Origin of the sequence: Citrobacter sp. S39 (genome assembly GCF_009495675.1) — a bacterium.
GTDB lineage: Bacteria > Pseudomonadota > Gammaproteobacteria > Enterobacterales > Enterobacteriaceae > Citrobacter > Citrobacter freundii.
In genome coordinates this window covers 894,171-908,613 of sequence record NZ_CP045555.1, presented here as the reverse complement: position 1 = coordinate 908,613, position 14,443 = coordinate 894,171, and the positions used below count along the sequence as shown (strand labels likewise).

General features: G+C 52.4%; 12 protein-coding genes and 4 tRNA genes. 15 read left to right on the top strand and 1 reads right to left on the bottom strand.

What is annotated here, in order from left to right; genetic code table 11:
* The first annotated feature begins 8 nt into the window (after positions 1-8).
* From wecB to GFB57_RS04135, 15 genes are all read left to right on the top strand, one after another.
* Positions 9-1,139, top strand: coding sequence for a UDP-N-acetylglucosamine 2-epimerase (non-hydrolyzing) (wecB, locus tag GFB57_RS04205; RefSeq protein ID WP_003017984.1), 1,131 nt, complete (start codon positions 9-11; stop codon positions 1,137-1,139).
* Positions 1,136-2,398 (top strand): UDP-N-acetyl-D-mannosamine dehydrogenase, encoded by a 1,263-nt coding sequence (wecC, locus tag GFB57_RS04200; protein WP_003017982.1) that lies wholly within the window; start codon positions 1,136-1,138, stop codon positions 2,396-2,398. The genes wecB and wecC overlap by 4 nt, the downstream gene beginning before the upstream one ends.
* A complete protein-coding gene (gene rffG, locus GFB57_RS04195; protein ID WP_003017979.1) occupies positions 2,398-3,465 on the top strand; it encodes a dTDP-glucose 4,6-dehydratase in 1,068 nt (355 codons plus the stop codon). The genes wecC and rffG overlap by 1 nt, the downstream gene beginning before the upstream one ends.
* 33 nt (positions 3,466-3,498) lie before the next feature.
* A complete protein-coding gene (gene rfbA / locus GFB57_RS04190; RefSeq protein ID WP_003017976.1) occupies positions 3,499-4,380 on the top strand; it encodes a glucose-1-phosphate thymidylyltransferase RfbA in 882 nt (293 codons plus the stop codon).
* On the top strand, positions 4,358-5,035 hold the full coding sequence (rffC, locus tag GFB57_RS04185; protein ID WP_003017975.1) for a dTDP-4-amino-4,6-dideoxy-D-galactose acyltransferase: 678 nt from the start codon (positions 4,358-4,360) through the stop codon (positions 5,033-5,035). The genes rfbA and rffC overlap by 23 nt, the downstream gene beginning before the upstream one ends.
* A 4-nt stretch (positions 5,036-5,039) precedes the next feature.
* A complete protein-coding gene (rffA, locus tag GFB57_RS04180) occupies positions 5,040-6,170 on the top strand; it encodes a dTDP-4-amino-4,6-dideoxygalactose transaminase (protein ID WP_003017973.1) in 1,131 nt (376 codons plus the stop codon).
* Position 6,171: 1 nt separating this feature from the next.
* Positions 6,172-7,422: a lipid III flippase WzxE gene (gene wzxE / locus GFB57_RS04175; RefSeq protein ID WP_003017971.1), complete on the top strand. Its 1,251-nt coding sequence runs from the start codon at positions 6,172-6,174 to the stop codon at positions 7,420-7,422.
* Positions 7,419-8,498, top strand: coding sequence for a TDP-N-acetylfucosamine:lipid II N-acetylfucosaminyltransferase (locus GFB57_RS04170; protein WP_003017969.1), 1,080 nt, complete (start codon positions 7,419-7,421; stop codon positions 8,496-8,498). Before wzxE ends, GFB57_RS04170 begins: the two co-directional genes overlap by 4 nt.
* Complete coding sequence (wzyE, locus tag GFB57_RS04165; protein ID WP_003017967.1) at positions 8,495-9,850, top strand: ECA oligosaccharide polymerase; 1,356 nt, start codon at positions 8,495-8,497, stop codon at positions 9,848-9,850. The genes GFB57_RS04170 and wzyE overlap by 4 nt, the downstream gene beginning before the upstream one ends.
* A complete protein-coding gene (gene wecG / locus GFB57_RS04160; protein WP_003017964.1) occupies positions 9,850-10,590 on the top strand; it encodes a lipopolysaccharide N-acetylmannosaminouronosyltransferase in 741 nt (246 codons plus the stop codon). Before wzyE ends, wecG begins: the two co-directional genes overlap by 1 nt.
* A gap of 277 nt (positions 10,591-10,867) precedes the next feature.
* Positions 10,868-12,253 (top strand): amino acid permease, encoded by a 1,386-nt coding sequence (locus GFB57_RS04155; protein WP_003017961.1) that lies wholly within the window; start codon positions 10,868-10,870, stop codon positions 12,251-12,253.
* 102 nt (positions 12,254-12,355) lie between these two features.
* Positions 12,356-12,432 (top strand) — tRNA-Arg (locus GFB57_RS04150).
* A 56-nt stretch (positions 12,433-12,488) separates the two neighbouring features.
* Positions 12,489-12,564: transfer RNA gene (locus GFB57_RS04145), tRNA-His, on the top strand.
* A gap of 20 nt (positions 12,565-12,584) precedes the next feature.
* Positions 12,585-12,670, top strand: a tRNA-Leu gene (locus tag GFB57_RS04140).
* 41 nt (positions 12,671-12,711) lie between these two features.
* Positions 12,712-12,788: transfer RNA gene (locus tag GFB57_RS04135), tRNA-Pro, on the top strand.
* 455 nt (positions 12,789-13,243) lie between these two features.
* Here the strand turns inward: GFB57_RS04135 and hemY are convergent.
* Positions 13,244-14,443, bottom strand: coding sequence for a protoheme IX biogenesis protein HemY (hemY, locus tag GFB57_RS04130; RefSeq protein WP_003017958.1), 1,200 nt, complete (start codon positions 14,441-14,443; stop codon positions 13,244-13,246).

Sequence of the window (14,443 nt, the reverse complement as noted above, 5' to 3'; positions counted from 1 at the left end):
GAATCGATGTGAAAGTACTGACTGTATTTGGCACGCGACCGGAGGCCATAAAAATGGCACCTCTGGTTCATGCGTTGGCAAAAGATCCTGATTTTGATGCAAAAGTTTGCGTCACGGCGCAGCATCGGGAGATGCTCGATCAGGTGTTGAACCTCTTTTCCATTGTACCTGACTACGATCTCAACATTATGCAGCCAGGTCAGGGACTAACAGAAATTACCTGCCGAATACTGGAAGGATTAAAGCCAATTCTGGCTGATTTTAAACCTGATGTGGTGTTGGTTCATGGTGATACCACAACGACCATTGCCACGAGTCTGGCGGCGTTCTATCAGCGCATCCCGGTGGGGCATGTAGAGGCTGGTTTACGTACTGGTGATCTCTACTCTCCCTGGCCAGAAGAGGCGAATCGGACGCTGACCGGGCGTCTGGCTATGTATCATTTTGCGCCAACAGAAAACTCGCGCCAAAATTTGTTACGGGAAGCTATTCCCGAAAATCGTATTTTCGTCACAGGCAATACGGTGATTGATGCGTTGATCTGGGTTCGCGACCGCGTACTGGCGAACGATGAATTGCGTGCTGAATTAGCAGAGCATTATCCTTTCCTGAGCTCGGATAAAAAGATGATACTGGTGACCGGTCATCGTCGTGAAAGCTTCGGTCGCGGTTTTGAACGCATATGCCACGCGCTGGCGGAAATTGCTGCGGCTAATCAGAACGTACAGATTGTCTATCCGGTGCACCTGAATCCTAACGTTAGCGAACCGGTTAATCGCATTCTGGGTCACGTTGAAAACGTCATCCTGATTGAACCGCAGGATTACATGCCGTTTGTCTGGCTGATGAATCATGCCTGGCTGATCCTGACCGACTCCGGTGGGATTCAGGAAGAAGCCCCATCTTTGGGGAAACCGGTACTGGTGATGCGCGAAACGACGGAACGTCCGGAAGCGATTACTGCAGGTACAGTACGTCTGGTAGGGACAGACCCGCAGCGTATTGTCGAAGAAGTCACGCGTTTGCTGCATGACGATAATGAATATCAGACCATGAGCCGCGCCCATAATCCGTATGGTGACGGGCAGGCATGTGGCCGCATTTTACACGCGTTAAAAAATAATCGGATATCGCTATGAGTTTTACGACCATTTCTGTCATTGGGCTGGGTTATATCGGACTGCCGACGGCGGCTGCCTTTGCTTCCCGTCAAAAGCATGTGATTGGCGTAGATGTAAATCAACACGCGGTGGATACCATTAATCGCGGTGAAATTCATATCGTTGAGCCAGATTTGGGCGTCGTGGTGAAAACGGCGGTCGAAAATGGATTTCTGCGTGCGACCACAACCCCTGTAGATGCGGATGCCTTTCTGATTGCTGTGCCTACTCCGTTTAAGGGGGAGCACGAACCCGATATGGTTTATGTGGAAGCCGCAGCCAAGTCTCTTGCTCCGGTGCTGAAAAAAGGCGCGTTGGTGATCCTTGAATCGACGTCGCCTGTCGGGGCTACCGAACAGATGGCCACATGGCTGGCTGAAATGCGTCCTGATTTGACTTTCCCGCAGCAGGTCGGTGAACAGGCTGACGTCAATATTGCCTATTGCCCTGAACGCGTGCTGCCAGGTCAGGTGATGGTTGAACTGATTAAAAACGACCGCGTGATTGGGGGAATGACCTCCGTCTGTTCCGCGCGTGCTAGCGAACTGTACAACATTTTCCTTGAGGGTGAATGTGTCGTGACCAACGCGCGCACAGCGGAAATGTGCAAGCTGACTGAAAATAGCTTCCGCGACGTCAATATCGCCTTCGCTAATGAGTTGTCGCTGATTTGCGCCGATCAGGGGATCAACGTCTGGGAACTGATTCGCCTGGCAAATCGCCATCCGCGCGTGAATATTTTGCAACCGGGTCCGGGTGTTGGCGGGCACTGTATCGCGGTTGATCCGTGGTTTATCGTGGCGCAGAACCCGCAACAGGCTAAATTGATCCGTACCGCGCGTGAGGTAAACGACGGTAAGCCTCATTGGGTGGTCGATCGGGTAAAAGCTGCCGTGGCCGACTGTCTGGCGGATACCAATAAACGGGCCAGCGAAGTGAAAATTGCCTGTTTTGGTCTGGCATTTAAACCGAATATTGATGATTTACGTGAAAGCCCGGCGATGGGAATTGCGCAAAGTATCGCGCATTGGCACAAAGGCGAAACATTGGTGGTGGAACCGAATATCCATCAACTGCCGAAAAAACTGGACGGTCTGTGCCAACTGGCAACGCTGGACGATGCCCTGGGAAGCGCCGATGTGCTGGTCTTGCTGGTCGACCACAATGAATTTAAAGCCATTAAAGGCGATGCGGTTCACCAGCAATATGTCGTTGATACCAAAGGGGTCTGGCGCTAATGAAACGAATTCTGGTTACCGGTGGAGCTGGATTCATCGGATCTGCGGTTGTTCGGCATATCATTCAGGAGACTCAGGATGCGGTAGTTGTGGTCGATAAGCTGACCTATGCCGGAAACCTGATGTCGCTGGAGTCGGTTGCACAGAATCCTCGTTTTGCTTTTGAGAAAGTCGATATCTGCGATCGAGCTTCGCTTGACAGGGTGTTTCAACACTATCAACCGGACTGCGTGATGCATCTGGCGGCAGAAAGCCACGTCGATCGCTCCATTGATGGTCCGGCCGCCTTTATCGAAACTAACATTGTGGGAACCTACACGCTGTTGGAAGCGGCGCGTGCTTACTGGAGTTATTTAACCAGCGAGAAAAAATCAGCGTTTCGTTTCCACCATATCTCGACTGACGAGGTGTATGGTGACCTGGAGTCTACGGATGATTTCTTCACCGAAACCACACCGTATGCGCCGAGCAGCCCTTATTCCGCGTCGAAAGCCAGCAGCGATCATCTTGTCCGTGCCTGGCTACGTACCTACGGTCTGCCAACACTGATAACCAACTGTTCTAACAACTATGGTCCGTACCATTTCCCGGAAAAACTGATTCCGCTGATGATCCTTAATGCATTGGCGGGAAAAGCGTTACCGGTATACGGCAATGGACAACAGATCCGTGACTGGTTGTATGTAGAAGATCACGCAAGGGCGCTCTATTGTGTGGTGAAAGCGGGCGCGGTGGGAGAAACTTATAATATTGGTGGCCATAACGAGCGTAAAAACCTGGAGGTTGTCGAAACGGTTTGCAGCCTGTTGGAAGAGCTGGCACCGCAAAAGCCGCAGGGTATCGCGCAGTACCGCGACTTGGTCGCTTTTGTGGACGATCGCCCGGGTCATGACTTGCGTTACGCCATTGACGCGTCGAAAATTGCGCGTGAACTAGGCTGGATGCCGAAAGAAACGTTTGAAAGCGGAATGCGCAAAACCGTGCAGTGGTATCTGGCTAATCAGGCATGGTGGAAACCCGTGCAGGACGGCAGTTACCAGGGCGAACGTTTAGGTCTGAAGGGCTAACAGCCTGGTTTTGGCTCCCGGAGGAGACAACGCATGAAAGGTATCATTCTGGCGGGGGGCTCAGGTACTCGCCTGTATCCCATTACGCGTGGCGTATCGAAGCAGCTATTGCCTATTTACGATAAGCCGATGATTTACTACCCGTTATCAGTATTGATGCTGGCGGGAATTCGCGAAATCCTGATTATCACTACACCGGAAGATAAAGGCTATTTCCAGCGCTTACTGGGCGATGGATCTGAGTTCGGCATTGAATTGCACTATGCTGAGCAACCCAGTCCGGATGGATTAGCACAGGCGTTTATCATTGGTGAAACGTTCCTTAACGGTGAACCATCATGTCTGGTGTTAGGAGACAATATCTTCTTTGGTCAGGGATTCAGTCCAAAACTGCGTCACGTAGCCGCCAGAACGCAAGGCGCGACGGTGTTTGGTTACCAGGTGATGGATCCTGAACGTTTTGGTGTTGTTGAGTTTGACGAAAATTTTCGCGCAGTCTCACTGGAAGAGAAACCGAAAGAACCGAAGTCTAACTGGGCGGTGACAGGACTCTATTTCTATGACAGTAAAGTGGTGGAATATGCAAAACGCGTAAAACCGTCTGAGCGTGGAGAACTGGAGATTACGTCCATTAACCAGATGTATCTTGATGACGGACACCTGACGGTAGAGTTGCTTGGGCGTGGTTTTGCCTGGCTTGATACCGGTACGCATGACAGTTTGATCGAAGCGAGTACTTTTGTGCAGACGGTAGAGAAACGCCAGGGCTTTAAAATAGCCTGTCTGGAAGAAATCGCCTGGCGTAACGGTTGGCTGGATGACGAAGGCGTGAAGCGTGCCGCCAGTTCACTGGCCAAAACGGGATATGGCCAATATTTGTTGGAGCTGCTCCGTGCTCGTCCGCGCCAGTATTGAGCCGCTTAGCTGGGAAAATACGTTCTTTGGCGTGCATAGCGCTATTGTGCGTTTTGACCAACACGCGTCGGTTCTGACTGCGGATGCGTTGCAGCCCTGGTCGCGGGTACAGGCAAAAATACCTGCCGCCAATACCCAAGCATTAGATGCCCTGCAACAGCTGGGCTTCTCACTGGTTGAAGGTGAAGTGGATTTTGTGCTGCCAGTGACGTGTGCGCATGGTGACCCCGGTGCGCAGGTCGCACAAACTACGGATATCCCTGCATTACGCCATCTGGCAGGACAGGCGTTCGCGCAAAGTCGTTTTCGCGCCCCGTGGTATGCCGCAGATGCCAGCGCGCGTTTTTATGCGCAGTGGATTGAAAACGCGGTGCTGGGGACGTTCGATCATCAATGCCTCGTTTTTCGTACACCAACAGGTGAGATTCGTGGCTATGTCTCGCTGCGTGAACTGAATGCGACCGAGGCGCGAATTGGCCTGCTAGCTGGGCGTGGGGCGGGAGCAGAACTGATGCAGGCTGCGCTTTGCTGGGCGCAGGCTCACGGTAAAACAGCACTGCGTGTGGCGACCCAAATGGGCAATACCGCCGCGCTTAAACGTTATATACACAGTGGTGCGAATGTGGAAAGCACCGCGTATTGGTTATACAGGTGACACGATGATTCCATTTAACGCACCGCCGGTGGTGGGCACTGAACTCGATTACATGCAGGCTGCGATGAACAGCGGCAAACTGTGTGGCGACGGCGGTTTTACCCGTCGCTGCCAGCAGTGGCTGGAACAGCATTTTGGCAGCGAGAAAGTATTGCTGACGCCTTCCTGCACCGCATCGCTTGAGATGGCGGCATTGCTGCTGGATATCCAGCCTGGCGATGAAGTCATTATGCCAAGCTATACGTTTGTCTCCACGGCCAATGCTTTCGTGCTGCGAGGCGCGAAAATTGTCTTTGTTGATATCCGCCCGGATACCATGAACATTGACGAAACGCTGATTGAAGCGGCGATCACCGACAAAACCCGCGCGATTGTGCCGGTGCATTACGCGGGCGTGGCCTGCGAAATGGATACTATTATGGCGCTGGCGACCAAACATAACCTGTTTGTGGTGGAAGATGCGGCCCAGGGCGTTATGTCGACTTACAAAGGTCGGGCGCTGGGGACGATTGGTCACATCGGTTGCTTTAGCTTTCATGAGACCAAAAACTATACCGCAGGTGGTGAAGGCGGCGCGACGCTGATTAATGATAAAAAATTAGTCGAACGTGCAGAGATCATCCGTGAAAAAGGGACAAACCGCAGCCAGTTTTTCCGTGGCCAGGTAGATAAATATACCTGGCGTGATATCGGCTCCAGTTATTTGATGTCCGATCTACAGGCCGCCTATCTGTGGGCGCAACTGGAAGCAGCGGACCGCATTAACCAGCAGCGTCTGACTCTGTGGCAGAACTACTATGATGCTCTTGAACCGCTGGCGCGTACCGGACGTATCGAGCTGCCTTCTGTACCGGACGACTGCGTGCAAAACGCCCATATGTTTTACATCAAGCTGCGCGATATCGACGATCGCACGGCGTTGATTAACTTCCTGAAAGAAGCTGAAATTATGGCGGTGTTCCACTATATCCCGCTGCATGATTGCCCGGCTGGCGACAAATTCGGCGTATTTGCCGGTGTTGATCGTTACACCACCAAAGAGAGCGAGCGTTTGCTGCGTTTACCGTTGTTCTACAACCTGTCGCCGGTCAACCAGCGAACGGTAATTTCGACCTTACTCAACTACTTCGCCTGAAATGTCGCTTGCTAAAGCGTCCTTATGGACGGCAGCCAGTACGCTGGTAAAAATTGGTGCGGGTTTGCTGGTCGTGAAGCTGCTGGCGGTGTCGTTTGGCCCGGCAGGCGTGGGGCAGGCGGGTAACTTCCGCCAGATGGTCACCGTGCTTGGTGTCCTGGCGGGGGCCGGCATTTTCAACGGCGTCACGAAATATGTTGCGCAGCACCATGACGATCCGACCCGGCTCCGCAAGGTCGTCGGTACATCTTCCGCGATGGTGCTGGGATTCTCTACGCTGATGGCGGTGATTTTTCTGCTGGCGGCCGCACCAATCAGTCAGGGGTTGTTTGGTCATACTCATTATCAGGGGCTGGTAAGACTGGTTGCGCTGGTGCAGATGGGCATTGCCTGGGCGAATCTGCTGCTGGCGTTGATGAAGGGTTTTCGCGATGCGGCGGGTAACGCGCTGTCGCTGATTGTGGGTAGCCTGGTGGGCGTAGTGGCTTATTATGGCTGTTATCGCCTGGGAGGGTATGAAGGCGCTTTGCTGGGTCTGGCGTTAGTGCCCGCGTTGGTCGTTATCCCCGCCGCTATTATGCTGATTAAGCGTGGGGCGATTCCGCTGCATTACCTGAAACCCTCGTGGGATAACGGTCTGGCTGGACAGCTAAGCAAGTTTACGCTGATGGCGCTGATTACCTCCGTAACGCTGCCTGTGGCATACGTGATGATGCGAAACCTGCTGGCGGCGCAGTACAGTTGGGATGATGTGGGGATTTGGCAGGGGGTAAGCAGTATCTCTGATGCTTATCTGCAATTCATTACCGCTTCATTCAGCGTTTACTTGCTGCCGACGTTGTCGCGACTGACTGAAAAGCGCGACATTACGCGCGAGGTGGTTAAGTCGCTGAAGTTCGTGTTACCAGCAGTTGCCGCTGCGAGCTTTACCGTTTGGCTACTGCGTGACTTTGCTATCTGGCTGCTTTTCTCCGCAAAATTCACCGCCATGCGCGATCTGTTTGCCTGGCAACTGGTTGGCGATGTACTAAAAGTTGGGGCGTATGTCTTTGGGTATCTGGTGATCGCGAAAGCATCACTGCGGTTTTATATTTTGGCTGAAATTAGCCAGTTCATGTTATTGACGGTGTTTGCTCACTGGCTGATCCCTGCACATGGTGCGCTGGGAGCGGCACAGGCTTATATGGCAACGTACATCGTCTATTTTTCTCTTTGTTGTGGCGTGTTTTTACTCTGGCGTAGGCGGGCATGACTGTACTGATTCACGTTCTGGGATCGGATATCCCTCACCATAACCAAACCGTGCTGCGGTTTTTCAACGACTCGCTTGCCGCGACGAGCGAGCACGCGCGCACGTTTATGGTTGCCGGTCAGGATGCGGGATTCAGTGAGAGCTGCCCGGCGTTATCGCTGAGTTTCTACAGCGGGAAAAAAGCGTTAGCCGAAGCAGTTATTGCGAAAGCAAAAGCGAATCGCCAACAGCGATTCTTCTTCCACGGTCAGTTCAACACCAGCCTGTGGTTGGCGCTGCTGAGCGGGGGAATTAAACCGACGCAGTTTTACTGGCATATCTGGGGTGCTGATTTATACGAAGTCTCCAGTGGGCTGAAATTCCGCCTGTTTTACCCGATTCGCCGCATGGCGCAGAACCGCGTGGGCTGCGTATTTGCCACGCGGGGCGATTTACGTTATTTCGCCGAGCAACATCCGCATGTACGGGGTGAGTTGCTCTATTTCCCAACGCGAATGGATCCTTCACTCAATAACATGAGCAATGATTGTCAGCGCAGCGGCAAGATGACGGTGCTGGTTGGCAACTCTGGCGATTGCAGCAATGAGCATGTTGCCGCGCTGCGTGCTGTCCATCAGCAGTTCGGCGACACAGTGAACGTGATTGTGCCGATGGGTTACCCCGCCAATAATGATGCCTATATCGACGAGGTTCGCCAGGCCGGTATGGCATTATTTAGCGCTGATAATCTGCAAATTTTAAGTGAAAAGCTGGAATTTGATGCCTATCTAACATTATTGCGGCAATGCGATTTGGGTTACTTTATTTTTGCCCGGCAGCAGGGGATCGGTACCCTGTGTTTGCTGATCCAGGCGGGTATCCCGTGCGTGCTCAACCGTGAAAATCCCTTCTGGCAGGATATGGTGGAACAGAATCTTCCAGTGTTATTTACCACGGATGATCTCAATGAAGGCGTCGTACGTGAAGCGCAGCGCCAGTTGGCATCGGTAGATAAAAACACGATTACCTTCTTTAGCCCGAATTATCTGCAGCCGTGGTATAACGCGCTGCGCATTGCTTCAGGAGAAACCGTATGAGCCTGATGCAATTCAGCGGTCTGCTGGTAGTCTGGCTGCTCTCTACCTTATTTATCGCCACGCTGACCTGGTTTGAGTTCCGCCGCGTACGTTTTAACTTCAATGTTTTCTTCTCATTGTTGTTCTTGCTGACGTTCTTCTTCGGATTCCCGTTAACCAGCATCCTGGTGTTCCGCTTTGATGTGGCAGTGGCTCCGCCGGAGATCCTGCTGCAGGCCTTGCTGTCAGCAGCCTGTTTCTATGCCGTCTACTACGTGACGTATAAAACGCGATTGCGTAAGCGAGTAGAGGGTAAGCCGCGCAGGCCGCTGTTTACCATCAATCGCGTTGAAGCCCATTTGACCTGGGTTATCCTGATGGCGATTGCGCTGGTGAGCGTGGGCGTCTTCTTTATGCACAACGGATTCCTGCTGTTCAGACTGCAATCCTATAGCCAGATTTTTTCCAGCGAAGTCTCTGGGGTCGCTCTGAAGCGTTTCTTCTACTTCTTCATTCCGGCCATGCTGGTGGTTTATTTCCTGCGTCAGGACAGCAAAGCGTGGTTGTTCTTCCTGGTGAGTACCGTCGCGTTTGGTTTGCTGACCTATATGATTGTGGGTGGGACGCGCGCCAATATCATTATCGCGTTTGCCATCTTCTTGTTTATCGGCATTATTCGCGGCTGGATTTCGCTGTGGATGTTGGTCGCAGCAGGCGTGCTGGGTATTGTCGGGATGTTCTGGCTGGCGTTGAAGCGCTACGGAATGAGCGTTAGCGGCGATGAGGCGTTCTATACGTTCCTGTACCTTACGCGCGACACCTTCTCGCCGTGGGAGAACCTGGCGCTGTTGCTGCAGAATTACCACAATATTGAGTTCCAGGGGCTGGCGCCGATCGTCCGTGACTTCTACGTCTTTATTCCTTCCTGGCTGTGGCCTGGGCGGCCGAGTATTGTACTCAACTCAGCGAACTACTTTACCTGGGAAGTGTTGAACAACCACTCAGGACTGGCGATTTCGCCGACGTTAATTGGTTCGCTGGTGGTGATGGGCGGGGCGCTTTTTATACCATTAGGCGCGATTGTCGTTGGACTCATTATCAAGTGGTTCGACTGGCTGTATGAGCTAGGTAACCAAGAAACCAATCGCTATAAGGCGGCGATTTTGCACAGTTTCTGTTTTGGCGCCATTTTCAATATGATCGTGTTGGCACGTGAAGGGCTGGATTCGTTTGTCTCGCGAGTGGTCTTTTTCCTCGTGATTTTTGGCGTTTGCCTACTGATGGCAAAACTGCTGTTTTGGCTATTCGATAGCGCAGGACTCATCCATAAACGAATCAAGTCGCTGCCCCGGACACAAATTGAAGGATCGTAATGACAGATAACACAACTGCGCCGCTGTATTCGCTGCGCGGATTACAACTGATTGGCTGGCGCGATATGCAACATGCGCTGAATTACCTGTTTGCCGAAGGACACCTCAGGTCAGGAACGCTGGTGGCTATAAACGCTGAGAAAATGCTGACAGCAGAAGATAATCCTGAAGTGAGGGAGCTGATCAACGCCGCGGAGTTCAAATATGCGGATGGGATTAGCGTGGTGCGTTCGGTGCGCAAAAAATTCCCGCAGGCGCAGGTTTCACGTGTGGCCGGTGCTGACCTTTGGGAAGCGCTGATGGCGCGAGCTGGGCAAAACGGAACGCCTGTTTTCCTGGTTGGTGGCAAGCCTGAAGTTCTGGCGCAAACAGAAGCAAAACTACGTGCACAGTGGCGTGTGAACATTGTGGGTAGCCAGGATGGTTATTTTACCCCAGAGCAGCGTCAGGCGTTATTTGAGCGTATTCACGCCAGCGGCGCGCAAATTGTGACGGTGGCGATGGGGTCGCCGAAACAAGAGATCTTTATGCGTGATTGCCGCAAGACTCACCCTGACGCGCTGTATATGGGCGTGGGTGGCACTTACGACGTCTTTACCGGTCACGTTAAGCGTGCGCCTAAAATCTGGCAAAATCTGGGGCTGGAGTGGCTGTATCGCTTATTGTCGCAACCGAGCCGTATTACTCGACAACTTCGCTTATTACGCTATCTCCGCTGGCACTATACAGGCAACCTCTGACGCCCTCTCTCCTCTGATAAGTAGCGTGATCTGCTAATTACGCTACTTATTTACAACATAATCGCTGCTTTCTCGCACAATATATTCATTTTTTGAATGCTTTAATTGCCATTTAGGTGATTTTAGGAAACCATTCGCAACAATCATTCCAGTGCCGTGGAGTTTTGACGCCAACCGCTAAGCGGTCGGTGTCGTATGGCCTGTTATGACATAACAAGATGTACCCATAACGAGAACCGGTAATACCGGACAGCATGCAAACACAACAAGAGGATTTATGGCCGAGAACAAACCTGAGCTACAGCGTGGGCTGGAGGCTCGTCACATCGAATTAATTGCCCTCGGGGGCACTATTGGCGTCGGGCTGTTTATGGGGGCCGCCAGTACCCTGAAATGGGCGGGACCTTCGGTTCTGCTGGCGTATATCGTCGCCGGGCTGTTCGTATTTTTCATTATGCGTTCTATGGGGGAGATGTTATTCCTCGAGCCGGTTGCCGGTTCATTCGCTGTTTACGCTCACCGTTATATGAGCCCCTTCTTTGGCTATCTCACCGCCTGGTCATACTGGTTTATGTGGATGGCGGTGGGGATCTCAGAGATTACCGCCATCGGGGTGTACGTCCAGTTCTGGTTCCCGGAAATGGCGCAATGGATACCCGCACTGATCGCGGTCGGATTGGTTGCATTGGCGAACCTCGCCGCAGTTCGCTTGTATGGTGAAATTGAGTTCTGGTTTGCCATGATCAAAGTGACCACCATCATTGTGATGATCGTCATTGGGTTAGGGGTGATTTTCTTCGGTTTTGGTAATGGCGGTCAGGCGATCGGCTTTGGCAACCTGACCGAACACGGCGGTTTCTTTGCTGGTGGTTGGAAGGGCTTCCTGACGGCATTGTGTATTGTCGTGGCTTCTTACCAGGGCGTGGAGCTGATCGGCATTACTGCAGGTGAAGCGAAGAACCCACAGGTCACGCTGCGTAGCGCGGTAGGTAAAGTGCTGTGGCGTATCCTGATTTTCTACGTTGGCGCAATTTTTGTTATCGTCACTATTTTCCCGTGGAATGAGATTGGCAGCAACGGCAGTCCGTTTGTTCTCACCTTTGCCAAGATTGGTATTACCGCCGCGGCGGGGATTATTAACTTTGTGGTCCTGACGGCGGCGCTGTCTGGCTGTAACAGCGGCATGTACAGCTGTGGGCGTATGCTCTACGCGCTGGCCAAGAATCGCCAACTCCCCGCCGCTGTTGGGAAAGTTTCTCGCCATGGCGTACCGGTTGCCGGCGTGGCCATTTCTATCGCGATCCTGCTGATTGGTTCGTGCCTGAACTACATCATTCCCAATCCGCAGCGCGTGTTTGTTTATGTCTATAGCGCCAGCGTGTTGCCGGGGATGGTGCCGTGGTTTGTGATCCTGATAAGCCAGCTGCGTTTCCGTCAGGCGCATAAAGCGGCGATTGCCAGTCATCCATTCCGCTCCATTCTGTTCCCGTGGGCGAATTATTTGACGATGGCGTTCCTGATTTGCGTATTAATTGGCATGTACTTTAATGAAGATACCCGAATGTCGCTTTTTGTTGGCATGGGTTTCTTGTTGGCCGTGACGTTCATTTATAAGGTTTTTGGTCTGAATCGTCATGGCACAGCCCATAAATTGCGGGAATAAGCGACAAAACGCACAAACCATGACCAAACGATAATTTATTTTAAAAAAGCACTAGACAGAAGACCGAGACCTCCGTAATATCCAGCCCCGCAACGGCGCTAAGCGCCCGTAGCTCAGCTGGATAGAGCGCTGCCCTCCGGAGGCAGAGGTCTCAGGTTCGAATCCTGTCGGGCGCACCATTTAGTAGGGTGCCAGAGCTGCGGTGGTTTTAATACCGCGTAAAAGATTTGCAGTGGTGGCTATAGCTCAGTTGGTAGAGCCCTGGATTGTGATTCCAGTTGTCGTGGGTTCGAATCCCATTAGCCACCCCATTAATTTAAAGTTGTGAAATGCGAAGGTGGCGGAATTGGTAGACGCGCTAGCTTCAGGTGTTAGTGTCCTTAGGATGTGGGGGTTCGAGTCCCCCCCCTCGCACCACGACTTAAAGAATTGAACTAAAAATTCAAAAAGCAGTAAAACGGCGAGTAGCGCAGCTTGGTAGCGCAACTGGTTTGGGACCAGTGGGTCGGAGGTTCGAATCCTCTCTCGCCGACCAATTTTGAACCCCGCTTCGGCGGGGTTTTTTGTTTTCTGATTTTCCCTTCTCTGCCTTTATTCCCGCGAATTACCTGATGTCTTAAAAAGTCCGAATACCTGGTTTTTGCAGTGCAATCGTGGCATGCCTTGTGCAATAATATGCAGGTAGATGCTCATTCCATCTCTTATGTTCGCCCTCTGGCCTCATAAACTCAGGAATGATGCAGAGCCGTTTACGGTGCTTATCGTCCACAGACAGATGTCGCGTAGCCTCATCAAACACCATGGACATAACGTTGAGTGAAGCACCCATTTATGTTGTCATACAGACCTGTTTAACGCCTGCTCCTTACCGAGCGGGCGTTTTTTTATGCATACACAAAATCCTTCGAGCTGCTTCTCGAATGATTTTGTGTATACGAGATGAAAAATATGTAGGCCCGGTAAGCGAAAGCGCCACCGGGCATTCAGGAGTTACTGCGGGGGATTGTTGTTCTGCAACGTCAACATCAGGCCATCACGACGCATGGTGGCGGCTTCTTCCGGCTGATGCAGTCTGTCCAGCGCGTCAGCAAGCCAGGCGTAGTCATAGGCATCCGGGCGCTGTTTGAGAGCGGCACGGAAGGCGAGCGTGGCTTCCTGCCATTCCCCATGCTTCATTAACGACTGACCCAGCGTACTCCACAGCAACGGGCGATCGCCCACGGCTTTAATCTGCTGGCGCAGCACTTTTTCTATCTGTTCCGGATTATTGGTTTTCAGACGCGGGATTGGCAGCACCAGGCGGTCATCGTACTGACGTTTCAAACCATCAATGATGACCTGCTGCGCCGTATCGTGATCGTCACACTCAATCAGATGTTCAGCCATTGCTACCTGCAAAGCAACCTGATGACGGGTTTTACGGTTCTGGTTTTTCCACCATGCACGCAGCCCCTCGCTGCCCTGATCGGCACGGACCTGATCCATCAAGCCAACCCATGCCTGTTGTTCCAGCATAGCGCGGTGCTCGTCATCACCCACATGCGCTTTTGCCATGGATGGGATGATATCCAGCAAGGAACTCCATGCGCCGGTGCGAATGTAGGCCTGCTCAGCCAGACGCAGCACCTCCGGATGACGTGGCGTTACTTCCAGCAGTTTGTCTATGCTGTGGCGTGCGGCGTGATTTTCATTACGCGCCAGTTGCAGGCGAACGCGAGCGATTTCTACCGGGATCGTATCATTTCCCGCCAGTTCGGCAGCACGCTCAAGGTGTTGGTTGGCGCGAGCTTCGTCACCGCGCTGCTGAGCCGCTTCTGCCGCCAGCAGGTAATTCACTACTGGCTGTTCTGCATGATCGGCATTTTTCGACATCAGCTTCTCAACCTGCTGATAGTCACCTTCTGCCAGTTTGAGCAGCGCCTGTTCGGTCTGCTTACGGGCGCGACGACGTTTACGACCCACAAACCACCCACGGGTATGTGCGCCAGTGCGGAAAATTCGGCGCAACAGCCATTCAATCGCAAACAGGACGACCATAGCGACGATCAGGATGATCACCAGGCCCGTCACACTGGTTTCGATATTGTAGTTATCCGTCTGGATCAACACGTAGCCCTGATGACCGGCTATCATCGGACCGACGACGATCCCGGCGATCAACAGCACAAAGAGCAACAATACTTTTAGCAT